The sequence below is a fragment of the Proteiniphilum sp. X52 genome, from assembly GCF_003712195.1.
In the GTDB taxonomy this organism is placed as follows: Bacteria; Bacteroidota; Bacteroidia; order Bacteroidales; family Dysgonomonadaceae; genus Proteiniphilum.
Map to the genome: position 1 here is coordinate 1 of NZ_RDSD01000030.1, position 24,487 is coordinate 24,487.

Consider the following 24,487-nt stretch of genomic DNA (forward strand, 5'->3'; position numbering starts at 1 on the left):
AGGTTCAGCATGGACGGCAAGGGCCGCGCAATCGACAATATCTTCATCGAGAGGTTCTGGCGGAGCCTCAAATACGAAAAAATCTATCTGGAACCATCCGACAATGGATTGGAGTTATATCACAAAATAAAGGATTATATGGAATTTTATAACAGGAACTATTCGAGTAAAGGGTATTAGGGTGAGGATGAAAGGTAAGTAAATGGAAATGAGAGAAATTTGCGCCATATTTCGGTGATTTGTACAGAGGGATTAAGTGCAGAAGATGTGGATTTGTGCAGAAGTTCCGTTACCAAATCGTTAGTCTATTCCTCGAATGGTAACGAAGAGGTAAGAGAAGGTAACTGACGGAAGGCTATTCGGCAACTCATCTTTCTGTAATTATGGTGCTGATGCTCTGTACCACAATGTTTTGCGTAGCTGAAAACGCTTCGGTAACGGGTAACTTTGCCCATAAAACAGAAGCGTATGCAAACAGACAAATTCAAGGTGTTGCTCTACCTGAAAAAGAGCGGATTGGACAAGTCGGGGCAAGCCCCGATAATGGGACGAATAACATACGGGCGAACGATGGCACAATTCAGTTGTAAGCTGTCGTGTGACCCTAAGTTGTGGAACGCTCGTGAGAGCAGGCTGAACGGCAAAAGCCGTGAAGCAGTGGCTACGAATGGCAAGTTGGAACGCTTGCTTCTCTCAGTGCAGTCGGCTTATAGAGTGCTTTGCGAGAGAGGTGTAGTCTTTACGGCAACAGACATCAAGGAGCAGTTCCAAGGAAGTATGCAAACTCAAATCACCTTTTTGGAGCGATACGACCGAATGGTCGAAGAGATGGAACAAAAGGTGGGCATCGAAATAAAGGCTACAACTATGAGTAGTTACCACACTGTTCGCAAGCACTTACAAGCCTTTATCCGAGAGAAGTACCGCACGGCAGATATTCCTTTCGGACAGATAGAAGAAGATTTCTTGGAATGCCTGCAACACTACTCGGTCGGGAAGCTGGGACATTCGCAAGGTCATTATCGTAAGATGGCTTTGGCGGTGAAGAAAGTCTGTCGTTTGGCGTATCGTGAAGGCTTGACAGAGCGACAATTGTTCGCTCACGTACAGATAGAACGAGGAGAGAATAAACAACCTCGTGCGTTGGATAGAGCTTCGTTGGATAAGTTGCAGGGCTTGACCTTTGAGCCGTATGAAGTGGAGTTGGAGACCGTTCGCAATCTCTTTCTATTCTCTTGTTATACGGGTGTCGCTTATTGCGATATGGTTGCCCTGAATCGGAAACATCTCTTTACGGATGATGAAGGGGCATTGTGGCTGAAGTTCCACAGACAAAAGACCGATACCCTTTGCCGTGTGAAACTCCTATCCGAAGCGGTGCGTTTGATAGAGCGGTATCAGTCTGATGAACGTAGTACGCTCTTTGCTCCCATAGCCTATTCGGCTTACCTCGTCCAACTCAAAGCCTTACAACTTCGGGCTGGTATCTCTATTCCCCTTTCGGCACACGTCGGTCGCCACACTTTTGCAACCTTGATAACCTTGGAACGTGGTGTTCCCATCGAAACGGTAAGCCGAATGCTGGGACATAGTAGCATCCAAACGACCGAGCGATACGCCCACGTCACCCCGAAGAAGCTCTTCGATGAGTTCGAGCGATTTCTCTCTTTCACCGAAGATTTACAACTCTCTTTGTGACATTCAAGAATATGCCCTCAAAAGCACCTAAGCTTTTCCGAGAAAGCATACAAGCTTTTATCCGAAAGCTTAGGAGCTTTGGGAGATAAAGTAATTACCATTCATACAGCAGACGAAAAGATTATGCGCAGTACCTTCAAAATCCTATTCTATATCAATAAGAACAAGACTAAAACGGACGGCACAACGGCAATCCTTTGTCGTATCACCATAGACGGAGCGAACGTGGTGATAACCACAGGCGAAAGCATCACTCCCCACGATTGGTGTGTGAAGCGAGGGGAGACAACGAACAAGAAGACCAATCGACGCCTGCAAACCTTTCGGGAGGAAATCGAACAGGGGTACAACACCTTGCTCTACAAATATGGAGCGGTGAGTGCCGAGCTTCTGAAGAACTATTTGCAAGGCATCGGGAGAAATCCGACGACCCTTCTTGCCCTTAGTACGGAGGAATTGAAAGCCCAACGAGAAAGCAAGAGCGAGGGAACGTATAGCAACAATCGAAGTTCCGACAGACAACTCAATTCCTTTGTGAGGAGTCGTGATGAGGAGGATATTCCTTTAACGGCTCTTACGATGGACTTTTTTGATGATTATCGTTTCTATTTGAAGAAGGAGGGCTATGCCCCTGCAACGATAAACGGGCATCTCTGTTGGTTAAGCCGATTGATGTACCGAGTCGTCAGTCAGAGAACGATTCGTTTCAATCCGTTTGAAGAAGCGAAGTACGAATCCGTGGAGCGTAAACCTCGTTTCCTAAGCAAAGGCGATGTGGCAAAGCTCTTGGCATTCCCATTGCAGGACGAAGGGGCAGAACTAAGCCGAAGAATGTTTCTTTTCTCTGTCTTCACGGGTTTGGCGTTTGCCGACTTGCAGAGCCTGCGAGCTTCGCAAATCGAAACGAACAACGAGGGGAAGCGATATATCCGCAAAGTAAGACGGAAAACGGAGGTGGAGAGTTTGATACCCTTGCATCCGATAGCGGAGCAGATACTTTCGCTTTACACAAAGGAGGAGAGCAAGGGGGATTATAAGATATTCCCCGATACGATGAGCAAGGGCAAACTACTAACCCATCTCAAAGCCGTGGGCTTGGCGTGTGGCATTCGCACTCCGCTGGGCTACCACGTCGGTCGCCACAGTTTCGGCACGCTGACTTTGGAGGCAGGTATTCCGATAGAAAGCATCGCCAAGATGATGGGACACGCCTCCATCTCCAGCACGCAAATTTATGCCCAAATCACTGACCAAAAGATTGCAATGGATATAGAAAGATTAATACGGAAAGGAGGTCTGTAAATTTAGATCAATAAAGAAGTACTGCTTCTACTTACTTAAGCATGGAACAAGCCTCTTTCTCTTATTTTGCAGTCCTTGCTTAGTAGAGACTTGAATGATTCTAAAGAAATAATTTGTTAGCATTGAAATTCCTTTTTTGTGCTAAAATTCGTATCTTTATACCCGCAAACGTAGATTGGCGACGGTGTAACACTACACCTTTGTTTTTAGAGGAAAATTTATCATTTAAGTCTAACTAATATCGCCTGACCGCTAGTAGCAATTGTAGCAAACTATTCATAGATAATGGAAAAGATGGAAATCATAAAGACAAATACTTTAACGAAACGCTTCGGTTCAACCGTTGCAACAGATAACATTTCCATTCACGTTAATCAGGGCGAGATTTACGGTTTCTTGGGACTAAACGGTGCGGGTAAGACAACCCTAATTCGTATGCTGTTAGGAATGATAAAACCCGATAGCGGAACAATCACACTTTTTGGCAACGAACTTACACCGCAATTCAGACAATGGAATGACATCGGTTATTTGGTTGAAACGCCCTATTCATATCCCAATCTTTCGGTTTACGAAAACCTGAAAGTGATTTACAAGTTGCGACAGCAGAACAACCCCAAAGTGATTGACGAGATTATTGAGAAACTAAAACTCACAAAATACAGAAACACCAAAGCCAACGCCTTATCTCTTGGCAACCAACAACGGTTAGGACTTGCAAAAGCACTCATACACAAACCTAAACTTCTGATATTGGACGAACCAATAAACGGTTTAGACCCGGAAGGAATTGTCGAAGTTCGGGAGCTTTTAATCGACCTTGCTAAAAATGGTTCAACCATTTTTCTTTCAAGTCACATACTCGGCGAAATTTCCAAAGTTGCAAACCGTATTGCCATCATTCACGAAGGAAGACTGATTAAGGAGTTGACGACAAAAGAATTATCAAGTCAAATCATCAAGAAAATTCTGGTGCAAACAACAGACAATCAAAAGGCAATTCAACATTTACAAAATGCCAATTATTCAGTTAAACCAATAGAGACAAACGAAATAGAAATTACAAATAGCGAAGCATTGGAAAAACCGGAACTCATATCAAAACTATTGACAGAAAACGGACTTCCCCCCAAACAAATTTTCCTATTTACGGAAGATTTAGAAATGTATTTTCTACGGACCATAAAAGGGAACAAACTATGAAACAGCAAATACGTGCATTACAAGCAGAACTGATAAAAATAAAATACTCGAAAATTATTTGGGCAACTTTTATCGCATTTGCATTAGCACCAATTATGGGTGCTGTTTGCATTTTTATCATTCAAGGTGGCGAAGCATTGGGAAAAACAGGCGCACTTGTTGCCAAAGCAAAAGCAATGAACTTTGAGGCAAATTGGGAATCGTATTTTGATATACTAACACAAGCCGTTAGCGTTGGCGGTATTTTGGTTTTCGGGTTCGTGGCAAGTTGGATTTTTGGTCGTGAATATTCTGACGGAACAGCTAAAGATTTGCTTTCACTCCCTACATCACGAACACAAATTCTGAACGCAAAATTTAGTCTGTTCGTACTTTGGTGTTTCCTGCTTGTGCTGTCAAATTTGTTGCTGGCATTTGTTTTCGGAGCACTTTTGCAACTCCCACCACCAGGCAGTGGTTGGCTGCTCCAATCGTTAGGCGACTATTTCTTTACGACCGTTTTGACAATTATTATTGGTTTTCCGATTGCATTTTTCGCTCTTTGGAGCAAAGGCTATCTTGCTCCTTTGGGCTTTGTTGCATTGACATTGGTATTTGCACAAGTAATTGCAGCGACAGGTTACGGCTCATATTTTCCTTGGTCAGTCCCCGCACTTTATAGTGGTGTAGGCGGCGAATACAAAATCTTACTTGACAATTACAGCTACGGAATTTTAGTACTGACGAGCATTGCAGGGTATATAGCGACAGTGATGTATTGGAACTATGCAGACCAAACGAAATAGAGAGAAACAACTATCGCCAACATGCGCTTTCCGTCAGGTGGAGTTACACGTAAACTTAAAGCTTTGTCTCCCATACCGTTGTGTATAGTGTGAATCTGCGTTACTTACATTGTCTGCTTCGATTTCGTGTCTCTGAAAATAATTCCGCGAGGTGTTGACTATACGATGTAGGCGGCATTGGATATTGTACTGGGTATAGTATTTAAGCAACAATTTGATATTCCAGATGGAATCGGCATTGCGCTTATCGTGGCAGGTGTAATAGTCATAAATCTCTTTTCAAGTACATCAGCACATTGACAGGGTGGCATTCCTATTTACAAAAGAAAAAGTCGTTTGTCAATCCTCTTGATTCTTTAAGGCACAACAAAATATCATAGCAAAAGAATAAACAGTTATCTCCGATAATTCTCTTGCAGTAATCGGTTGATGTCTGAGAGGCGGTAGAGGATTTTCCCTGCGATTTGGGTGTAGGGGATAATGCCTTTGTCCCGATAGTCCTGCAAAGTGCGAGGACTAACGAAAAGGTGTTCGCAGACCTCCCGCCCCGCAAGGTATATTTCTCCCCCGAAGAGCGGACGGTGCGTTTGGGCAATCTCCCGAATACGCTTGCTTACTTCTTGAATGCCTGAAATGACTTGTTTCATTTCGGGCGTTTCTTTGTTTACGATTTCGTGTTCCATAGTCATTGTATTTTTCGATTTGACTTGGCAAGGAGAGCTTCCACATCCTCACGCTTGTAATAGCACTTATGCCCGATTTGGATAAAGGGCAGCACGGACGTGTCCCGATAGTGTTGGAGCGTTCGCTTGCTGATGTTCAGTATTCGGCACACGTCCCCGTTGTGCAACAGGTCGGGGACTTCGGGCTTCGTCCCGAAGTGTTCTCTCATACAAAGAGCCAGTTCTTCGATGCTCTTTTTCAGTTCCTCCCAAGCGGAGGTGTCGATGGCGGTAAATCTCATATCAATATCGTTTTTAATTGTCGTTTTTCTCTTTTCGGTGCAAATGTATGCGAGCGAAATCCTTGTCCCAAGAACCGATGAAATCAAGGGAAACAGCAGGAAATCGCAGGCAAATGTACAAGCACCAACCGCCTGTTTCACTCACCTTTCTCTAAGTGCGTACTTGTGGCTCTGATATGGTGTGAAATGTCCGCACGACACAACGGGAAAAAGATACCGAGCAATCTCACGGTCGCTCGGTATCTTTTCTTTGATTACTCGGCATCTTTTGGAGGTTCTCTCACCAATGATAATTCTCGCTTGCATATCCCTCGAAGAAAAAGGGTGCAGGTATTAGCAATCCGATGAAGTCGTTTACAGAGCCTTTCTCCTCTCTGTTCTTGCTTTTTGAGCCTTTTCGTTCTGTTTTCTCCCATTTTTACTACTCATTTTCGGAGCATTTCTCTGTACCTCGAAGCAACAGACACACCAGCCTTGGGACTCTGTGTTCGCCTCTGTAACTTGGTTTCAGCATCCGTTTTCGGATGAAAGTTCAAAACCAAGCAATGAAAGGAAGAACGAACAATGAAAAGAAATAAGCGAACGAAAAATGCCATAGATACTTTCTTCTTTCACTGTGAAAGAAGATATACAGTGAAAGGGAAAAAGCAGGGAATGGCTTTTTGCTTTGCGTGCGACAAGGTGCGTCCTCCGTGAGCCGACAGCCTTTCCCTTTCACCGTTTATAACTCAAATCCCATTTATTCAATGACCACTTATGAAACCAAGATATTACGATTTAGAACATATCAAAGCGATACCGATAGCCGACTATCTGCACGCTTGTGGCATTGAGCCTGCGAAGCGTTACAATGGCTACGCCCTCTATCACGCTCCCTACCGAGAAGACCCCAATGCCAGCCTGAAAGTGGACTTTCGGCAAAACCTGTGGCACGACTATGGGACAAGCCAAGGCGGAAGCATCATCGACCTTGTGATGCGGATGCAAGGATGCAGTGCCTACAAAGCAATGGCACATCTTGCCGAAAGAAAAGCGATAACCCTCGCTTCTTCTTCCTTTCATCGTGAAACTCACACAGAGCAGATAAGAGGTGAACAGCGACCAAGTAATGTAAGGTGTATTCTCTTCATCAGCGAAGAGTTGCCCCTGTATCTGCAAAACTATCTCCGAGAGGTGCGCAAGATAGACCTTGCCGTGGCAAGTCCTTATCTCCGTCATATTCGTTACGAAGTGGGAGGACGAGAGTACTCTGCCATCGGCTTCCCAAATCGCGCAGGAGGGTATGAGCTTCGGGGCGACAAGACATTCAAGGGAACGATTGCCCCAAAGGATATATCCGTGATTGCAGGAAAAGCGAGCAACGCTCCTCTCTGTATCTTCGAGGGCTTTGTGGACTTCCTTTCCCTTCTCACGATGAAAGGGGAAGAAACCATTTCGCCTTCCATCGTTCTGAACTCCGTGAGCAATATCCATAGAGCCGTTGCCTATCTCCACGAGAACGGCATCGACTCCGTTCGGGCATTCCTCGACAACGATGAAGCAGGACGAAAAGCCCTCCAATCTCTTCGCTCAGCAGGCATCAAGGTAGAAGATATGAGCCGACACTATGCCCGATACAAAGACCTCAACGAGTACCACATTTCTCGCCAACAAGCTATGGAACAGAAACAGAAGAAACCTCAATTGGTCGTTAAGCGTGGATTTCGCAGATAAGGCAAAAGAGTGCAATCAAAACCAAATATCAACTGGGCATCCTTAGGGACTAAAAGAGAACAAAAGCAGACAGATTGCTTTGTTTCGATAGCTACGGCAGTTCATTAAACTGCAAGTTTCCTTGATGAAAAACTTAGAAACAAAGCCTTCTGAGCATTCAGAGAATGCAGCTCTCAAAGGCAAACTTCGGAAAGGGCGGAGCGGACATTTCAAGAAATGCCATAGCTCATTAGGGTATTTTCTTCACGCTGCACTCCGTTATCGCTAAAAATACCCTCCTGAGCCAAGGGAGTCCGCCCCTTTGGATACCCCTAAGTCTATTTTCAAACAATGGGCTACGCCGTATTACATATAGACAAGGCGAGAAGCAACGACTCGGGAAATACCGCTCATATAGCACGGACATATACCCCGAGTAACGTCGATCCTTCTCGCACACACCTGAACAGGGAATTGGTGCAATTCCCTGCAAATGTCACCAACCGTAGCGAAGCGATAGAGCATCGTATCGCCACGGCCGGTATCTACCGAAAGGTTGCAAAGAACCAAGTTAAAGCCTTACGCTTTATTCTGTCAAGCTCACCAAAGGATATGGCTCGTATAGAGCAGGAAGGACGCCTGTACGAGTGGTGTGATGAATCGATGGATTGGCTTCGCTCCACTTTCGGGGCGGACAACGTGGTCGCTGCCACTCTGCACGCAGATGAGGAAACGCCCCATATTCACGCTACGGTCGTCCCGATTGTCACGGGCGAAAGACGGAAAGCCAAAGAGGAAGCCGAGAATGGGAAGCGGAAGTACAAGACGAAGAAGAACAAGGTACGGCTTTGTGCCGATGATGTGCTTACGCCCAAGAAACTGGAGCAGTATCAGACGGACTATGCCAAGCGAGTGCAACGGTTCGGGTTGGAACGGGGCGTACACGGCTCGGAAGCCAAGCACCGTACCACTATGGAGTATTACAAGGAAATACTCAAATCCACGAAAGAGAAGGAAGCTCGAAAGGCGGAACTCACAGCCAAGATAAAGGAGCTGGAGAAGCAGGCAGGCAAGCTCCGAATGAAAGGCTCGCTGTACTCCCTCTTTGGGAACCCCGAACTCGACAAGGCAGAGAAGCGTATTGCAGACTTGGAGCAAGAGGCCGAACGACAACAGCATCTTTCGGAAAAGGAGAAGAATGAAATCCGAAAGGAGGTGGTACTCTTGCAGGACACGATCAAGGGAAGAGACAGAGCCATTGCCGAATTGAAAGAAACCGTGCAGGTTTATGAGGAAGAGCGGAATTGGATAAAACGTTTTTTCAATGGCTTCTATCAACTGCTGAATATTCGTCTGATGCTCCGAAAGATGAATTTCTCTGATGACAGGATAGCAGAGATGTATCGCACGGAGACGCCCCAGCGAGGTACGGCTAAAGCCTATTCGGGATTATACAAGAGAGAGTTTACGGAAGAGGACAGCGAAATCCGTATTATCAAGGATGAGAAGAAGCGACCGCTCCTCACCATCAACGGGCTTCCCATTACCGATTGGTGCGAGCAGAAATGGAAACAGCTAATCAATCGCAACCGCTCGCATCGGTTGTAAATGAATACGCATACTTTTTCCTTTCATAGTTGTATTTCAGTCCCGATAAAACTTTTTAAGAAGAAAATCACGCAAAAACGCTCACTTTCCCTCGCAAATATGTACCTTTGCAAGCAGTAAAAGTGAGCGTTCTTTGGCTATTCAAACCAATGTGCCTCAATGCACTCCGCTCATTTCTAAATCGTTACCTGTGCATCTACTCCAAAATGTTAACACTCTATTATCCAACGAGATAGTTCAGAAGCGAAAAATCTATTAGGAAAAGACCCCATCAGTCATTGGGATATAAAACCCCGGAAGAGATGTTCCGGGTGGCCGCTTAGTTTCCTGGTACCGCCCCGCGGGGCGGTACCAGGAAACTAACTTATCTGATAGTAATAACTGTCTAAGAAAGGGGAGAAGCTTACACCGCTAATAATTGCACCATTCTGGAATTGAAATCAGCAAAAGGCGCTTCATCCGTAGCCGACACACCATCTAATAATTGCACCATTCTGGAATTGAAATATGTAAACGGACTACCAGTGTCCGGGATGCGGTTCTAATAATTGCACCATTCTGGAATTGAAATACCGTCCACCAGCCGTTCCCGGATATGACCAGGTTGACTAATAATTGCACCATTCTGGAATTGAAATGCATTACTATGTCCTCTAAAAACGAACCTGACGGAACTAATAATTGCACCATTCTGGAATTGAAATTCGGGTATTCCCCCGTTTCAGGGTTCACGGGGGCCTAATAATTGCACCATTCTGGAATTGAAATTTGTTTGTTTTCACCGATGATGGTATTTGGGCATTACTAATAATTGCACCATTCTGGAATTGAAATTTTCCCTTGATTTTTGTGGCGACAATACTGTTGTCCTAATAATTGCACCATTCTGGAATTGAAATAAGTGCAAAAAGCACTCAATTTCAACTTGCGCAAACTAATAATTGCACCATTCTGGAATTGAAATACTCGTCTTCGGTTAATTCAGATAACTGCTTTTCACTAATAATTGCACCATTCTGGAATTGAAATGTTGAACGCCCGCACTGGTGCCACTGTGCCGGGCATGCTAATAATTGCACCATACTGTAAGCATTCGGTGTACCCCGTATTGTTTGTACCTTTTATAGTTTATGAAAGTGGACTTTCATAAACTTGCAAAACATTCGGAGTCGATTTGGAGTTTTTAGGAGTTTGCTTGTATCCTGTTGCGAGGTAGCAGTTCGGCCAGATCCTTCGAGTAGTCGTTATCGTAATCGTGGATATGGGTAAGGACATGCACCCTCCGTAAGCATTCGATAAACTACAGGTATTAAACCTTTATATATAACAATAGCGACTGTCACTATGAACCTAATAGTTGCAGTCGCTATTGTTTTGTTGTACCTATATCTTGCAGCTTGGGTTAGTTACCGGATTCTGCAGTTTGTCTGGTCAGCAGACTTTCCGGATGTTGCAACTTCCATTTGTGCGGAAGCAGATTCAGGAGTTCCTCATGCGTGGCCTTTTTATGATAAGGCATTCGGGCAATGATGTCATTCAGGTAATCCCTCGGATTCACATCGTGTGCCTTGCAGGTAGCCAGCAGGGAACAGATTACAGACATGTTGACAGCCGCCCCGTGGTTACCGCGGAAGAGGTAATTCTTTCGTCCCAGTGTGATGGGGCGGATGACATTTTCCGCCAGATTGTTGTCCCAAAGCAGGCGTCCGTCCTCCAGACATCTCATCATGTTGCCCCATCGGGTATAGGCATACGTGATGGCTTTGCCGGCCTGTGAGTTGGGGCTGTACCCGATGCCTTCCGTTTCCATCCATGCCTTCATGGCTTCCAGGATGGGACGGGCCAGTTCCTGACGCTTCATCTTGCGCTCATCGTACGACAAGCCCGCTTCATTGCAGCCATGCTCTATCTGATAGACGTGCTGTATCCGGGTCAGCCCATGTTCGGCCATCTCCCTGTTTTCATCAAGCGCCTGTTCAAAATGACGGCGGATATGCACCAGGCAGTTGACCGGCCGCACGTCGGGGTTGGTCTTGAAGGCTGTCTCATAGCCTGCAAAACCGTCGCATTGAAGATATCCCTTGAAGTGGTGTTGATTTGCCAGGGATTCGATGACCGCTCCGGCCCTTGACCCCTTGTCGTAATGGAAGATGACCAGTTTCTCCATGACCGACCTGACCATCCAGAGGTATTCCTTGTCGGCCTTGTGCTTTTCCCTGTTGATGACCGGAACGGTGGTCTCGTCCGCCTGCACATGGTCACAGGAAAAGACTTCTTGCTTAAGCACCTCATACAGAGGCTGCGGCAGCTCCACCGTTTTCTTGAACCATCCGTCCAGCGTGCTTTCCGTAAGTCCCTTCATGCCAAGGTGGCGGTATTGCTGTATTTGACGGTGGAACGGGACGTGATATTCATACTTCTGGAGCAGTATCTCGGCAAGCAGGGTGGCATCGGCGATGCACTTGTCGACAGGCATCGACGGCATGGGGGCAATCTCCACACCTTTCCGCCCCCCGGGAGGAAGCTGCGTGTTGTCCTTGAGCGCATATTTGGGGCGGATGATTTCCTTTACATAGAGCATCCCCGGCTTGTGTTTGACAACACGGGTTACCTCTTCACCCATTCCGCGGTATAAGGACAGGTCCACGCCATCCGGTTCAATCACCTCGGTTTCAAGCACAGGCAGGTCTTCTATCATTTTTCGGTTCTGCCGCTTCTGTTTCTTTTCCTCAGCGGATTCCTTTTCTATCTTTTCCACAGCCTCGTCGCGCTTTTCTTCCGCCTGTCGTTGTAGACCGGCAAATTCATCCGCAAAGAGATCGGGCATATTGGGATCATATACTCGAAGCTTTTCCTATTTACGCCCAAAGAGTTGACGGTTCAGCCATGCGACCCGGGCCGTCAACTCCTTGACACGTTCCTGCAGTTTCTTGATCTGTTCCGATTGATCTTTATTGGTGGCGGACAATGAGGCAATGGAGGCATTCAACCCTTCTGTCGTCTTGAGTAATATATCCTTTTCGTCCATTGCCTGTCTCTTTTTTATTGATGTAAAGATACTAAATATTAGTGGATTACACAAATATTATCCGTACTTTTGTTCAAGAAAAAAGCAGGTCACACATGGTACTCCTTACGCTCAGCCCTGAGTCGCCGGAGCCTCTGCCGCGGATTCTCCTGAATGCCCTCGACCATCATCACCAGGTCGCGCCATTCCATGGGATAGCTGTTTGATTCAGGGTCGTATTCCGGCAATTTGAAGCGCCCTGCCTCCAGCCGTTTGACGTACATCACCATGCCACCGTCTTCGGCATGAGGCAGTTTCATGAGTTTGCGCCCGGAGCCGACAAAGATGAACACGTCGCCGTTCTTCACTTCGCTCCTCATCTTCTCATGCACCAGCCCGCACAGCGAACTGATGCCCTTGCGCATATCCGTCCTGCCGGGACACAGAAAGTGGCGCATCGTGTCGTTCAGGCTAAACATGGCCGCCTTCGAGACTATGGGTTAACAGTTCCATCAACAGTTTCTCTGATCCGCTCCCGAAGTGGGCACGGAGTCCGTTGGGAAACAGTAAGGCCACACCCTGCGGCACCTGTTCACCCAAGGTCAATTCCGCGGTTGGTTGTTTGAAGCTGATGGGAGCCAATTCCTGTTTGAGACTGTCTTTTTCGGCAGAACATTTTTTACGCCAGTAGTGATAGGTTGAATAACTTACACCTATCTGTTGCAGGTACGACTTCAATGGCAGGTCGCTTTGTTGAACCTGCAGTTCCAATTCTTCAAATTCGGATCTGTTCATTACAATTAGAGTTTGATTGTTATTGCGAGTGCAAAACTACAATCAAGCCCCAGGGTGTGCAATGTGTATTTCTTCGGATGCTTACACCGAATGCTTACTATGATTTACTTTACTTGTGGAAAACCCAAGTTTGATCACCCACACTATTTCATACAGCACCATCCCAACTATTTGCCTGTGAAATAGCCGGGGCAATATTTTTATCGTATTCAGCGAAGGTGACTCACTAAAAAGTTCAGACCGGAAGTTGGTCAGAGTAATTATTTTATCAATGCGATAAATTCTTCACGCGTTCTCTGTTCGCGGAAAACACCGGTGAAATCGGAAGTAGTGGTAATGGAATTCTGTTTCTCCACACCCCGCATCTGCATGCACATGTGCTGTGCTTCGATCACCACCATCACTCCCATCGGATTCAATGTTTTCTGAATACATTCTTTGATTTGGGTAGTGAGGCGTTCCTGCACCTGCAAACGTCGGGCGAACACATCAACCACCCGGGCAATTTTACTCAGGCCGGTGATATAACCATCAGGAATGTAAGCCACATGGGCCTTACCGAAGAATGGCAGCATGTGATGTTCACACAAAGAAAAGAGATCGATATCCTTCACGATCACCATCTGCCGGTAATTTTCCCTGAATAAAGCAGAACGCAGAATCGCTTCCGGATCCTGCCAGTATCCTTTTGTGAGATATTGCATAGCCTTTGCTACCCGTTCCGGCGTTCTCATCAATCCTTCGCGGTTCCCATCCTCACCTAACAATGAGAGAATATCCCGCATATGATCAGCAATTACCAATCTGTTTTTTTCTAATTCTTCGGAAGACATTTGTTCTTTCTATTGCAGGCTATTACCACCTTAATGTTCACCATTGTATTGTTGGTTAACGGGGATCTTCACCTCATCCACTACGATATACATCTCTTTGCCGAACGAGGGAAACGATTTCACCATCTCCTTCAATGTCTCTTCGGCTTCGCTTCGGGTCTCAAAATTCCCCACTCTTAAGCGCCAGAAGGGCGATTCAAAAAGGACAACGGTTTCAAGTTGGGGATATATATTATTGATAAGCTGCTGCTTTTGGTGCGCCTCATTCTTGGAAGTACGCTGGTTATTCCCGGAAAAAGCCTGTATCTTGTATCCTCGCACCCGGTAATACTGCGTCGACCCGTCGGCATTGGTATATACCGTCCTGGGCGGGGCCATAGGGCGTCCCAGCACATGCGCGATGCTTTCATCCTCATAAACAGAAACACGCCCCTTGCCGGGCACCACGGAATTCAATTCCCGCAGTATTTCTTTCTTTTGTGATGATGACTGGGCATAGGTTCCGCCTGCAAACACAACTAATAACAGAACGAGGATTGTATAGTGAAAGAGATCATTCATTATTCAAAATTACTAATTACAAATAATTAATTACTAATTACTAATTACCAATGACTATTGACTGTTGAGTGTTGACTATTGACTATTGACTGATTAACAATTAACCCAATATTAAGCCATCAGTAAATCAGTCGCATTCTGTCAACTCGGGGATCTTCACCATGTTCCCACGGCACTACTTCCCGATATGGCTTCATTAGTCAGATTGACTTTGCAAAGATAAAGAAATACCACAGACCCGGAGCGGATCTGTGGTAAAATTCTGTTAATCGTTTCAGAATGCCTCGATAATGGGCATAAATTTATCTACTCCCAGTGAAGCACCGCCAATGAGGCCGCCATCCACATCGGGATTGGAGAAAAGTTCTTTTGCATTGCCGGCGTTGGCACTTCCACCATAGAGAATGGAGGTATTCTCGGCAATCTCCCGACCATACTTTTCAGCCAATGTTTTGCGGATAAAAGCATGTATCTCCTGTGCCTGATCGGCGGTAGCTGTCTTACCGGTACCAATTGCCCATACGGGTTCATAAGCCAGTACTATGTTAGCAAAATCTTCAGGGGAAAGTTCGAACAATGAGTTTTCAATCTGCGATTTTACCACATCGAAATGTTTACCTGCTTCTCTTTCTTCCAGCACCTCTCCGATGCAGAAGATTGGGGTGAGCCCGTTGGCAAGGGCCAACTTCACTTTTTCTTTCAGGATTTCGGGAGTTTCGTGGTAATACGCACGACGTTCGCTATGTCCCAGAATCACATACTTGGCCCCGGTAGAAGCCACCATCGCGGCGGACACTTCTCCGGTATAAGCACCCGATTCCTTATCAGCACAATTTTGCGCGGCAACGCCAATCTTGTTTGTATCCACGGCATTGGCCACACTTGCCAGATGAATAAAAGGCGTACCGATCACCACATCACAGTTCACGGTCTTATTTTTCAACGCCTCGTTCAACTCTTTTGCCAGTTCAACTCCCTCTTGCAGGTTTTTGTTCATTTTCCAGTTACCTGCTACAATGTTTTTTCTCATACAAAAAAATATATAATTAAAATTTCAAATTTAGCCTCGCTATTTCGGAATTGGCCCTCACAATTGGGTCACCGAATTGGGCGCTCAGAATTGGGTCTCAGAATTGAGCGCCTCAGAATTGGCACTCGCAATTGGGTCACCGAATTGGGCGCCTCAGAATTGGACCTCAGAATTGGGTCTGGGAATTGGGTCTGGGAATTCAAAGCTCCTCGTCTCCCAGTCTCCCACTCATTCCAGCCACTCTTCCACCATTCCCCCCAGTCAATCCAGTCTCCCGGTTTCCTCGTCAATCCAGTCTCCCCAGTCTCCCGGTCAATCCAGCCACTCTTCCACCATTCCACCCCCTGTCAATTCAATCCTGTCTGCCAGTGAATCCAGCTCTACTCTCCCATATTATCATCCAACCATCTCCTGCCAGGCACTCTGCTATCGTCCCATTTATTGATAACCGTTCCCTGTTTCAGCAACATCAATCCGGGATTTGCGCGAATCATTGTTTTCAGCACCCGCTCATCGGCATGGCAAAATTGAAAACCGGTACGGTGATGTTGTTCCCATTCCCCCACCACATCGGTCGGCGATGAAGTGAGGAAGTAAAAGGGGTATCCCTTTTCCTCAGCATAACGGCGCACTTGCCTGAATCGTTCAAGATGTCTCAGACTCATCTTATCCAACGAATAAGCAACCATCAGGAAAGTATAAGAAGGCTCGGAAAGGATGATATCGGTAATATCGCCCCCAATACCCCATGAACCGGCAGCCTCGTCACAATACAATGCTTCTACCGCAAAGTCTTCAATGGCAGGCTTCTCACCTTCTTTCACCACTTTTGTCTTCATATCCACCAATGTCCAGGTGGAATCGTTCCAGGGATAGTTTTCTTCAGTAAACTCCTTCTCTATCCCCTCTTTCCTATAGATGAAAACGGTCTCCAGCACATCTGCCTTCTCCGGGTCGACAAACATCTGCCGTGGAATATTGCTCCCGATCTTGTAAGGACGAAAATCGATGACCGGCAGCCGGTATATATTATGAAGAGAAAAGAGCACACCCAGGAGCAATGTCAAAAGCCCTGCCACAGGCGCCATTTTCTTTGACAAGAGCGGCGTGATCTGCCTCCATTTCAAGAGCAACAGCATGGCACCCGCCAGCAGTATTACGTTCTTATAGAAAGTTTGCCAATTAGTGATAGTAATTGCATCGCCAAAGCATCCACAATCTTCCACAGGGTTGGCGATGGCGATCCACAGGGTGAGTGGCGTAAAGAAAACCATGAACAGGGTGATCAGCCGGGCACTCCATTTCCTGTAAATTCCTAATAACAGAAAAACGCCCAGGGCAAATTCAGCCGTCACCATGAACACAGCCGCGGGTAAGGCCAACGGAAAAATCCCTGTAAGACCCAATTCTATCAGGTAATCTTCTATCTTATAGGTGAACCCCAGTGGATCGACCGCTTTCACGAAACCGGAGAATACAAAGGTCGTCCCCACAATAATACGTGATAATTCGAGCAATAATTTCACTATTTTGGTTTTTGAACTCATCTTTCTTCAGAATTTAAAGATTGAGTCCTCTCCGATAACTCTTTTCTGCTAAAAAGTTCCCAAAAAGCCTATTGATTTTCAACGAGTTGTAAACCGATGAAATCGGGTTTGTGGGTTTTCGGAGCAGACTCAAGATTCCAGATCGAAATTCAAGATTTCATTGTGAATTGAGTAAAATCAGCAAATCATCACATCAAATCGACTTTCTCACTTTCCCACTTTCCCACTTTCCCACCTATTCCTCTCCGAAATGCAGTTTGATCAACCCAAAAACAGCATAATTGATCATATCTTTGTAATTAGCGTCAATCCCTTCGGAAATAAGAGTCTGCCCGTCGTTGGCTTCGATCTCTTTAGTACGCTGTATCTTCATCAGGATGAGATCGGTATAGGAACTTATCCGCATACTTCTCCAGGCTTCCCCGTAATCATGATTCTTTGCCTCCATCAACGCTTTCGATTCCGCCACGAAGTGGTCGTAAAGCTCCAAGGCTTTTTCCGCCGAAATATCCACCAGATCCACATAACCCAATTCGAGTTGTATCAGCCCTACGATACCATAATTCACGATACCGACATATTCAGGGAAGACACCTTCATCCACCCTGTTATCTTTCATTGTTTCAAGCGTGCGGATCCGTTTCGCTTTGATAAAAATCTGGTCGGTCACTGAAGCGGGACGGAGTATTCGCCACGCGGCCCCGTAATCCTGTAGCTTCTTCTCGAATACTCCCCGGCAGATAGCGAGCACTTCGTCAAACTGATGATGGGTTACTTTCATTTAGTCTAATGTAATTGAACTATTTCGTTAAGCAAGAGCAGAAACAAAGCTTGCTTTGGTTATGCCGAGCGCAGAAATAGTCTAATGTAATTGAACCGAACAAAGGTAATAAAAAAAGGTACAAGTTCATTATCCTGTACCTTTTCAATCTACCTGTCCGGTTTACAATTTATGAAATGCGAATAGAATTACCTACCCGCAACGTTGTTCTGGGGGTAATATTATTTAATGAACAAATCTTATTGACAGAGGTGCCGTAGCGTTTGGCGATAGCTCCCAACGTATCACCTTTCCGGATTCTGTGGTAATTCACTTCACCTGAGACATATTTATTGGTGTTGGCATTTTTAGCGGGTGTCCTGTTGGTTGAAGCGCTGGCTGTGGCAACTGTATTGTCCATATTGCTTTTCACAACCACCCTGCTGCTGTTGGATGTCTTCCTGTAACTTGAATTTGTCACCAAATACTCCTCCTTATGGGGTGCTTTTTTCTGGAAGTCGATAATAAAATTGGGATTAATCGGTTTACCCAGGAAGCGGGTTTCAAAATGCAAGTGCGATCCGAATGAACGTCCCGTATTACCGGCCAGCCCGATCGGTTGTCCCGACTGTACAAAATCATTTTCATCCACGAGAAATTTGGAAAGATGTCCGTAAACGGTTTCCAGTCCGTTCAAATGGCGTATCACAAGATAATACCCATATCCTCTCCGCTCATATTGCTTTACCCTTATTTTACCGTCGAACGCGGCATAAATGGTATCCCCGGTCTGGGCTTTCAGGTCAACACCGTAATGGTAACGGCGACTGCCTCTCCGCCCGAAATTGGATGTCATATACCCATCCACCGGCATGGTGAAATTCTCCAGATCCACGATGAACGTATCCGGTGCATTTTTCAGGTCACCATACGTGTTGACATACCTGTTTCCCCACATCCCGCCATAAATATCGTCGGCTGGAATGGCATCGGGATCAAACTCAAAGCGGTCCTCTTCCACTTCATCCAGGACAGACAAATCCAGCTTGAGCTTCAGTCCGTCGGCAAAAAGGCCCGGCTGTTCACTCAGGGTGGAACTGTGTAATTGCTTGTATGTGAGGTCGGGTCTGGTATTTCCGTTCGATTCCGGAGACAGTTGTGAAAACGCGTTCAGTGTCACGAACATCAAGCTTGCAGATAATAGTGTGCCTGCCTTTGCTAAAAAATGATTTCTCTCCATTGTTGCTTCACTGAATTTTTTGATAATCCATAAAAAAACACTTTTGTCATTATATCTCATCATTCGCATAAAGATACGGGACGAGAAAATGGGAGTAATTAAAAATCTCGTTCTCAGAGAAGAAGCGCTTCAACTCGGCTTGCGCTGTCTCCTGAGAGTCGGATGCATGCACGATATTTTCCTGCACGCTCATACTGTAGTCACCCCTTATAGTGCCGGGTTGTGCCTCTCTACCGTTTGTAACACCAGCCATTTCGCGAACTACGTTTATCACATTCAGCCCTTTAAGGGCCATCACTACCACCGGACTTACACGCATGGCATCTTTGACGCGGCCAAAAAAAGATTTTCCTGCCAAATGGGAATAGTGTTCACTCAGAATTTCATCAGTCAATTCCACCATCTTCATACCGACAATCTGGATTCCTTTCCTTTCGAAACGGGAGATAACTTCCCCCATGATTCCGCGCTGTACAGCAGATGGTTTTAGAATTACTAATGTAAGCTCCATGAATGATAAAAATGATAAACTATAATGAAAACGACCTTTTAATTACTGATTTTTTTCCTTAAATCACCTTCAAAGTAAAGTTTTTATTATTTCCCATCCAAATAATCCATTCCTTTTTTTTAAGTGGAATTTACACATCGGAAGTAGAACAGGCTTCTATCATACAGATTTACAGAAACTTACACGAAAACATGTTTTATAACATATTTCACTGATATTAAGCGCAATAGACAATTATTAACCATTATTTGAGCCTTGGTGAGTTCAAGATCAACTTGCCTCCACTTTCCTATTTTGCTTTTTTTAATACCCTTGTAATAAAATGGAGTTTGAATCCACAGCCGGAATAAAGAGATTTAAGTATCTTTGCCCAAAATTCGCAATCAATCAGCGCGATTAGGGTTATAATTGAAACTATACATCATCAAAACAAGAATAATGATCAGGTACAAGCTTATCAATAACATTACAGGTTGGATTGTATTTGCCGTCGCAGCAGTGGTTTACCTGCTTACCATTGAGCCCACGGCCAGTTTCTGGGACTGTGGCGAGTTCATCACCCAGGCCTATAAGCTGGAAGTGGGTCATCCCCCCGGCGCACCTATTTTCATGCTGGTGGGTAATCTCTTCACGCAATTCGCCCAGGATCCGTCGCAGGTGGCCAAAATGGTCAACAGCATGTCGGCCTTGATGAGCGCGCTTACCATCCTGTTCCTTTTCTGGACCATCACCCATCTGACCCGCAAGCTCATTATGGCAAAAGAGGGAGGAGAACTCAGCATGGGGCAGACTATCGCGGTGATCGGCAGCGGCCTTGTGGGTGCGCTGGTCTACACTTTTTCCGACACATTCTGGTTCTCGGCCGTGGAGGGTGAAGTGTACGCCTTCTCCTCCATGCTCACCGCCCTGGTGTTCTGGCTGATCCTTAAATGGGAGGATAATGCCGACAAGCCCCATTCCGACAAATGGATCGTACTGATCGCCTATGTCATGGGGTTATCCATCGGCGTGCACCTGCTCAACCTGTTGTGTATCCCGGCTATTGTCCTGGTCTACTACTTCAAGAAGAATGAAAATCCCGACTGGAAAGGGGGGATCAAGGCCCTTTTGTTGTCCTTCGGGCTTATCGTCATATTAATGTGGGGGATCATCCCCGGTTTCACCAAAGTGGGAGGTTGGTTCGAACTCTTCTTTGTGAATTCTTTGGGATTTTCTTACCATACAGGATTGTTCGTTTACCTTTTTCTTCTGGTAGGCGTGATCGGATGGTCACTCTATGAGACTTTGTCTCCCAAGGGAAAAGAAAACAGAGCACGCACCTCCTTCTTCTTGAGCATGGGCATGACGGGGATCCTCTTCATCGGCGGCAATGGCTGGCTATGGGCTTTGCTCATCGCCGCGGGCGCTTACTTTGCCTTCAGATATAAAAAATTAGAGGTCAAATTCATCAATCTTGCCGTTACAAGCCTGATGGTCATTCTGGTCGGTTTCTCGGCGTACGCTTTGATCCCTATCCGGTCAAACGCCAATCCGCCACTCGACCTGAATACACCGGAGGATATCTTCTCGCTGGGGAGTTTCCTGAACCGTGAGCAATACGGACAAACCCCTCTTATCCACGGCACCACTTATGCCTCCCAGTTGGCGCGCAATGCCGACGGGTCTTTGGTCAGGAGCGGGGAAAGAATTTCTTACCAACAGGTGGTGAAAACCTCACCCGACCAGAAAGACCGGTATGAAAAAGTGGTATTGCCCAACTATAAATACACCAACACCATGCTGCTTCCCCGGATGCACTCCAACCCCAACAACCCGTCGTTCAGGAATCACAGCATGGGATACGAACAATGGGGAGGTGTGACCGACCTGAACCAAAAGCCCACCTTCTGGCAGAACCTGAAGTTCCTTTTCAGCTACCAGATCAACCACATGTACTGGCGCTATTTCATGTGGAACTTCTCCGGCAGGCAGAACGACATACAAGGGCACGGTGAAATCACCGCCGGCAACTGGATCACCGGAATCGCTTTCATCGACGAGCATGTGCTGGGATTGGGACCTCAGGATAATATCGCGCCCGATATCGTCGACAACAAGGGCCACAATAAATACTATATGCTTCCGCTGTTGCTCGGCATTATCGGTATCCTTTACCAGCTACAACTGAAAAAGAGGGGAAAACAGAGTTTCGCCATTGTCTTCATGCTCTTCTTCATGACCGGCTTGGCCATCATCCTCTACCTCAACCAGACGCCCTATGAGCCGAGGGAACGGGACTACGCCTACGCGGGCTCCTTCTATGCCTTCTCCATCTGGGTGGGGATGGGAGTGGCCGGCATCAGCTATTTCTTAAGGAAATACATAAAGAACACCACCGCCGCCACGGCGCTTGCCACAGTGGCAACCCTCTGCGTCCCTCTGCAGATGGCCTCGCAGACTTGGGACGATCACGACCGTTCGGGAAGGACCCTGGCAAGGGACACCGGCATGAATTATCTGAGCTGCGTGGGCGGGAACGCCATCCTTTTCACCAATGGAGATAACGACACCTATCCGCTCTGGTACGTGCAGGAAACCGAAGGCTTCCGTACCGACGTGCGGGTCACCAACCTCAGCTTCCTCCAAACGGAATGGTATGTGGACCAGCTGTTGCGTCAGGCATACGAGTCGGAACCGCTGCCCATCCGATGGAGTCGTCCGCAGTACTCAGGCAAGGCCGGAAGCGCGGCATACATCATCACTAAAAAGGAGATAGAAGATGTGCTCCGACATAACAACGTTCCTCCCGTTTCCTTCGGGTCGTACTACGATATGGGTGCTTTTAAAGACACGCTTTCCCTGACGCAGATTATGGAGAATTTGCGGACAGGACAGAACACCCGGCCGGCCAACCCGTTCAACACGGGAGATATGCCCGTCATTCCCGGCAATGTGCTTGCTCTCAATGTGGATACCGCGCGGGTAGACTGGAAAGGCCTGGCCGCAAAACCATCCGGCAAGATGTATTTTGACATGACCGGGAAGTCGGCCCTTTATTTTAACGAGCAAATAATCCTTGAAATGCTCGACAATATCAACGACGGACATTGGCAACGTCCCATTCATTTCGCGACCACTATCACCCCTTCCCTGTACATGAACCTGCAGAACCGTAACTTCTCGCTCAACGGACTCACCTATCAGGTAGTCCCGGGAACTCCTCTTTATGATGGAGTAAACATAGAAGCCGCGTACGACAACATGGTGAACAAATTCAGGTGGGGCGGACTCGAAAATAATCCCGATATCTATCTCGATGAAACCTGCCGAAGGATGCTTTCCACCTTCAGACTCTACTTCACCCATCTGGTCAACGCGCTGATCAACGCGGGAGAAAACGAAAAAGCGCTCACAGCTCTGGATAAAGTCACTACCATGATACCCTCGTCGGCAGTGGCTTACGGCACCGACGGGCTACTCTTCGCGAGAGCCTATTACGGCCTGGGCGAGAAAGAGAAAGCCGAAGCCCTTATCGCTGACATCAGCGACAGGGTGAACAGGAACCTCGACTGGTACGCACGGCTAAATACCGTACAGCTGTCGAATTCACTCTCTGATGTGATCTGGAACAACATCAATCCCATGATGCTTATCACAAGTATTTACCAACAATATGACAAGGAGAAGTACGGGATACTGGTAGACGACCTGCTGCAACGGGCGCGGACCTTCTATACGCTGGGTGTTCCCTACCTCGGAGATACCCTTTTGAAGGAGATCACCGACGGTTCGGTACGCGGATACTATTCCACTTCCGACGACGACACATTACACCGGGCTATGGAAGAAGAGACGATGCAGAAGGCGCTCAACATGATGCAGCAATTCAACCCCCGTTTGCTGGAACAATACCGGCAGTCAGATCAGTAACAGATAAGATAACATACGGTTGTGAGTCGCCTCACAGCCGTATCTCTTTTCAACATGCATTCACATTCATGCTAATTGAGCAACCACCCTACTTATACAGGCTCCTTTTTCCGGAAGCCCGCTGGCGGATCAGTATCCCCGGCCAAAAAACGGTATACATCACTTTCGACGACGGTCCCATACCCGAGGTGACACCCTGGGTGCTGGATCTGTTGGATCATTACGATATAAAAGCCACTTTCTTCTGCGTGGGAGACAACGTACGTAAACACCCTCACCTCTACCGCCAGCTCCTTGGAAGGGGGCACCTGGCGGGCAACCACACCTTTAATCACATACAGGGGTGGAAGAACAGGACATCCTTTCTGTTGGATAATACCAACAAAGCGGCTGAACTGATCGATTCATCCCTTTTCCGTCCCCCCCACGGCCATATGCGTATATCCCAGAATTTGGCGTTGCTACAGGCAGGATATAAAGTGGTAATGTGGGATGTGGTGACAAGGGATTACAGCCGCTTTATGAATCCACAACAGGTGCTCGAGAACGTGAAAAAGTATACGCGCGACGGTTCCATCATTGTGTTTCACGACTCCCTCAAAGCGGAGAAAAACCTGAGATACGCGCTTCCGCGTGCCATCGAATGGTTGCGGCAAGAGGGTTATACTTTCGAATTAATCCCGGCTGCGAATCCCATGCCCGCCAGCCATACCGCCTGCCTTTAATCGAAAGCTTCTCCTATCCCTGTAAAAACTCCCGACAATAAAAGCCGCTTCCGGGCCTGTGCTGATCTCTGCCTTTATACTTGTACTGCTTGCTCCTTGTTGACCTTGCGGTCCCAGAATGGAACAACTGCGTTCAGCAAATATGCTTTGTACTGTTTGCTCCTTGTTGATCGTCATTCGGGACGAAGCGGGCCTTGTGATTTTACTTCTCGTAGTCATATACTTCCGCAGGGCGAAATTTACTCGAAAAACATAAACTAAGTTAAAATTAAAAACAACACAGTATTATGTATTGCATAGTACAATGTTTTGGCATA

Annotated in this window: 20 protein-coding genes, 1 pseudogene and 1 CRISPR repeat array; of the genes and pseudogenes, 9 read left to right on the plus strand and 12 right to left on the minus strand. The window is 46.6% G+C overall.

Translation table 11 applies throughout. The features are described from left to right. The 5 genes from D7D25_RS16140 to D7D25_RS16160 all read left to right on the plus strand — a co-directional run. On the plus strand, nucleotides 1-180 hold a 180-nt coding region (locus tag D7D25_RS16140), incomplete at its 5' end, for an integrase core domain-containing protein (RefSeq protein ID WP_148038965.1). Between the two features lie 288 nt (nucleotides 181-468). Continuing rightward, a complete protein-coding gene (locus D7D25_RS16145) occupies nucleotides 469-1,698 on the plus strand; it encodes a site-specific integrase (RefSeq protein ID WP_122969994.1) in 1,230 nt (409 codons plus the stop codon). Nucleotides 1,699-1,821: 123 nt separating this feature from the next. After that, nucleotides 1,822-3,000: a site-specific integrase gene (locus D7D25_RS16150; RefSeq protein WP_122969995.1), complete on the plus strand. Its 1,179-nt coding sequence runs from the start codon at nucleotides 1,822-1,824 to the stop codon at nucleotides 2,998-3,000. A gap of 285 nt (nucleotides 3,001-3,285) precedes the next feature. Continuing rightward, on the plus strand, nucleotides 3,286-4,203 hold the full coding sequence (locus D7D25_RS16155) for an ABC transporter ATP-binding protein (RefSeq protein ID WP_221408021.1): 918 nt from the start codon (nucleotides 3,286-3,288) through the stop codon (nucleotides 4,201-4,203). Then, nucleotides 4,200-4,988, plus strand: a complete 789-nt coding sequence (locus D7D25_RS16160; RefSeq protein ID WP_122969964.1) for an ABC transporter permease — start codon at nucleotides 4,200-4,202, stop codon at nucleotides 4,986-4,988. Before D7D25_RS16155 ends, D7D25_RS16160 begins: the two co-directional genes overlap by 4 nt. Nucleotides 4,989-5,383: 395 nt before the next feature. On the opposite strand, the gene D7D25_RS16165 is transcribed toward D7D25_RS16160, so the two are convergent. Both D7D25_RS16165 and D7D25_RS16170 read right to left on the minus strand, forming a co-directional pair. Further along, entirely contained in the window at nucleotides 5,384-5,671 is a 288-nt protein-coding gene (locus tag D7D25_RS16165) for a helix-turn-helix domain-containing protein (protein ID WP_122969965.1), read from the minus strand. Nucleotides 5,672-5,673: 2 nt separating this feature from the next. Beyond that, on the minus strand, nucleotides 5,674-5,952 hold the full coding sequence (locus tag D7D25_RS16170; RefSeq protein ID WP_122969966.1) for a helix-turn-helix domain-containing protein: 279 nt from the start codon (nucleotides 5,950-5,952) through the stop codon (nucleotides 5,674-5,676). 756 nt (nucleotides 5,953-6,708) lie between these two features. Between D7D25_RS16170 and D7D25_RS16180 the strand changes: the two genes are divergently transcribed. Further along, nucleotides 6,709-7,665 carry a toprim domain-containing protein gene (locus tag D7D25_RS16180; RefSeq protein ID WP_122969967.1) on the plus strand — a complete coding sequence of 319 codons (957 nt, stop codon included), beginning with the start codon at nucleotides 6,709-6,711 and terminating at the stop codon, nucleotides 7,663-7,665. Between the two features lie 330 nt (nucleotides 7,666-7,995). Then, nucleotides 7,996-9,252 carry a MobV family relaxase gene (gene mobV, locus D7D25_RS16190; protein WP_122969968.1) on the plus strand — a complete coding sequence of 419 codons (1,257 nt, stop codon included), beginning with the start codon at nucleotides 7,996-7,998 and terminating at the stop codon, nucleotides 9,250-9,252. 411 nt (nucleotides 9,253-9,663) lie between these two features. Continuing rightward, nucleotides 9,664-10,348: a CRISPR direct-repeat array (repeat unit 30 nt; unit sequence CTAATAATTGCACCATTCTGGAATTGAAAT). Nucleotides 10,349-10,654: 306 nt separating this feature from the next. Here mobV and D7D25_RS16195 read toward each other — a convergent pair. The 10 genes and pseudogenes from D7D25_RS16195 to ndk all read right to left on the minus strand — a co-directional run bounded on the left by D7D25_RS16195 (nucleotide 10,655) and on the right by ndk (nucleotide 19,536). Then, a pseudogene (locus tag D7D25_RS16195) lies at nucleotides 10,655-12,280 on the minus strand (IS66 family transposase). Nucleotides 12,281-12,369: 89 nt separating this feature from the next. Continuing rightward, the gene (gene tnpB / locus D7D25_RS16200; protein WP_185140282.1) at nucleotides 12,370-12,738 is read right to left on the minus strand and encodes an IS66 family insertion sequence element accessory protein TnpB; all 369 of its coding nucleotides are present in this window, start codon (nucleotides 12,736-12,738) and stop codon (nucleotides 12,370-12,372) included. Then, nucleotides 12,731-13,054 carry a hypothetical protein gene (locus D7D25_RS16205; protein ID WP_122969969.1) on the minus strand — a complete coding sequence of 108 codons (324 nt, stop codon included), beginning with the start codon at nucleotides 13,052-13,054 and terminating at the stop codon, nucleotides 12,731-12,733. The genes tnpB and D7D25_RS16205 overlap by 8 nt, the downstream gene beginning before the upstream one ends. Nucleotides 13,055-13,314: 260 nt before the next feature. Further along, complete coding sequence (gene folE / locus D7D25_RS16210) at nucleotides 13,315-13,887, minus strand: GTP cyclohydrolase I FolE (protein WP_122969970.1); 573 nt, start codon at nucleotides 13,885-13,887, stop codon at nucleotides 13,315-13,317. A gap of 30 nt (nucleotides 13,888-13,917) precedes the next feature. After that, entirely contained in the window at nucleotides 13,918-14,448 is a 531-nt protein-coding gene (locus D7D25_RS16215) for an SPOR domain-containing protein (protein WP_122969971.1), read from the minus strand. A 274-nt stretch (nucleotides 14,449-14,722) separates the two neighbouring features. Beyond that, nucleotides 14,723-15,478, minus strand: coding sequence for a triose-phosphate isomerase (gene tpiA / locus D7D25_RS16220; RefSeq protein ID WP_122969972.1), 756 nt, complete (start codon nucleotides 15,476-15,478; stop codon nucleotides 14,723-14,725). 380 nt (nucleotides 15,479-15,858) lie between these two features. Next, entirely contained in the window at nucleotides 15,859-17,025 is a 1,167-nt protein-coding gene (locus tag D7D25_RS16225) for a BT_3928 family protein (RefSeq protein WP_122969973.1), read from the minus strand. Between the two features lie 235 nt (nucleotides 17,026-17,260). Continuing rightward, nucleotides 17,261-17,806, minus strand: coding sequence for a DUF1599 domain-containing protein (locus tag D7D25_RS16230; protein WP_122969974.1), 546 nt, complete (start codon nucleotides 17,804-17,806; stop codon nucleotides 17,261-17,263). A 169-nt stretch (nucleotides 17,807-17,975) separates the two neighbouring features. Then, on the minus strand, nucleotides 17,976-19,025 hold the full coding sequence (locus D7D25_RS16235; RefSeq protein ID WP_122969997.1) for a peptidoglycan DD-metalloendopeptidase family protein: 1,050 nt from the start codon (nucleotides 19,023-19,025) through the stop codon (nucleotides 17,976-17,978). A 49-nt stretch (nucleotides 19,026-19,074) separates the two neighbouring features. Beyond that, nucleotides 19,075-19,536, minus strand: a complete 462-nt coding sequence (gene ndk / locus D7D25_RS16240; RefSeq protein WP_122969975.1) for a nucleoside-diphosphate kinase — start codon at nucleotides 19,534-19,536, stop codon at nucleotides 19,075-19,077. 438 nt (nucleotides 19,537-19,974) lie between these two features. On the opposite strand from ndk, the gene D7D25_RS16245 reads away from it, so the two are divergent. Together D7D25_RS16245 and D7D25_RS16250 are read left to right on the plus strand one after the other, a co-directional pair. Then, nucleotides 19,975-23,445 (plus strand): protein O-mannosyl-transferase family, encoded by a 3,471-nt coding sequence (locus D7D25_RS16245; protein ID WP_122969976.1) that lies wholly within the window; start codon nucleotides 19,975-19,977, stop codon nucleotides 23,443-23,445. Nucleotides 23,446-23,513: 68 nt separating this feature from the next. Continuing rightward, on the plus strand, nucleotides 23,514-24,170 hold the full coding sequence (locus tag D7D25_RS16250) for a polysaccharide deacetylase family protein (RefSeq protein ID WP_122969977.1): 657 nt from the start codon (nucleotides 23,514-23,516) through the stop codon (nucleotides 24,168-24,170). The last annotated feature ends 317 nt before the right edge of the window (nucleotides 24,171-24,487 follow it).

Coding starts and splice junctions, on each gene's coding strand:
- D7D25_RS16145 (WP_122969994.1), top strand. CDS start 469: ATGCAAACAGACAAATTCAAGGTGTTGCTCTACCTGAAAAAGAGCGGA.
- D7D25_RS16150 (WP_122969995.1), top strand. CDS start 1,822: ATGCGCAGTACCTTCAAAATCCTATTCTATATCAATAAGAACAAGACT.
- D7D25_RS16155 (WP_221408021.1), top strand. CDS start 3,286: ATGGAAAAGATGGAAATCATAAAGACAAATACTTTAACGAAACGCTTC.
- D7D25_RS16160 (WP_122969964.1), top strand. CDS start 4,200: ATGAAACAGCAAATACGTGCATTACAAGCAGAACTGATAAAAATAAAA.
- D7D25_RS16165 (WP_122969965.1), bottom strand. CDS start 5,671: ATGGAACACGAAATCGTAAACAAAGAAACGCCCGAAATGAAACAAGTC.
- D7D25_RS16170 (WP_122969966.1), bottom strand. CDS start 5,952: ATGAGATTTACCGCCATCGACACCTCCGCTTGGGAGGAACTGAAAAAG.
- D7D25_RS16180 (WP_122969967.1), top strand. CDS start 6,709: ATGAAACCAAGATATTACGATTTAGAACATATCAAAGCGATACCGATA.
- mobV (WP_122969968.1), top strand. CDS start 7,996: ATGGGCTACGCCGTATTACATATAGACAAGGCGAGAAGCAACGACTCG.
- tnpB (WP_185140282.1), bottom strand. CDS start 12,738: ATGTTTAGCCTGAACGACACGATGCGCCACTTTCTGTGTCCCGGCAGG.
- D7D25_RS16205 (WP_122969969.1), bottom strand. CDS start 13,054: ATGAACAGATCCGAATTTGAAGAATTGGAACTGCAGGTTCAACAAAGC.
- folE (WP_122969970.1), bottom strand. CDS start 13,887: ATGTCTTCCGAAGAATTAGAAAAAAACAGATTGGTAATTGCTGATCAT.
- D7D25_RS16215 (WP_122969971.1), bottom strand. CDS start 14,448: ATGAATGATCTCTTTCACTATACAATCCTCGTTCTGTTATTAGTTGTG.
- tpiA (WP_122969972.1), bottom strand. CDS start 15,478: ATGAGAAAAAACATTGTAGCAGGTAACTGGAAAATGAACAAAAACCTG.
- D7D25_RS16225 (WP_122969973.1), bottom strand. CDS start 17,025: ATGAGTTCAAAAACCAAAATAGTGAAATTATTGCTCGAATTATCACGT.
- D7D25_RS16230 (WP_122969974.1), bottom strand. CDS start 17,806: ATGAAAGTAACCCATCATCAGTTTGACGAAGTGCTCGCTATCTGCCGG.
- D7D25_RS16235 (WP_122969997.1), bottom strand. CDS start 19,025: ATGGAGAGAAATCATTTTTTAGCAAAGGCAGGCACACTATTATCTGCA.
- ndk (WP_122969975.1), bottom strand. CDS start 19,536: ATGGAGCTTACATTAGTAATTCTAAAACCATCTGCTGTACAGCGCGGA.
- D7D25_RS16245 (WP_122969976.1), top strand. CDS start 19,975: ATGATCAGGTACAAGCTTATCAATAACATTACAGGTTGGATTGTATTT.
- D7D25_RS16250 (WP_122969977.1), top strand. CDS start 23,514: ATGCTAATTGAGCAACCACCCTACTTATACAGGCTCCTTTTTCCGGAA.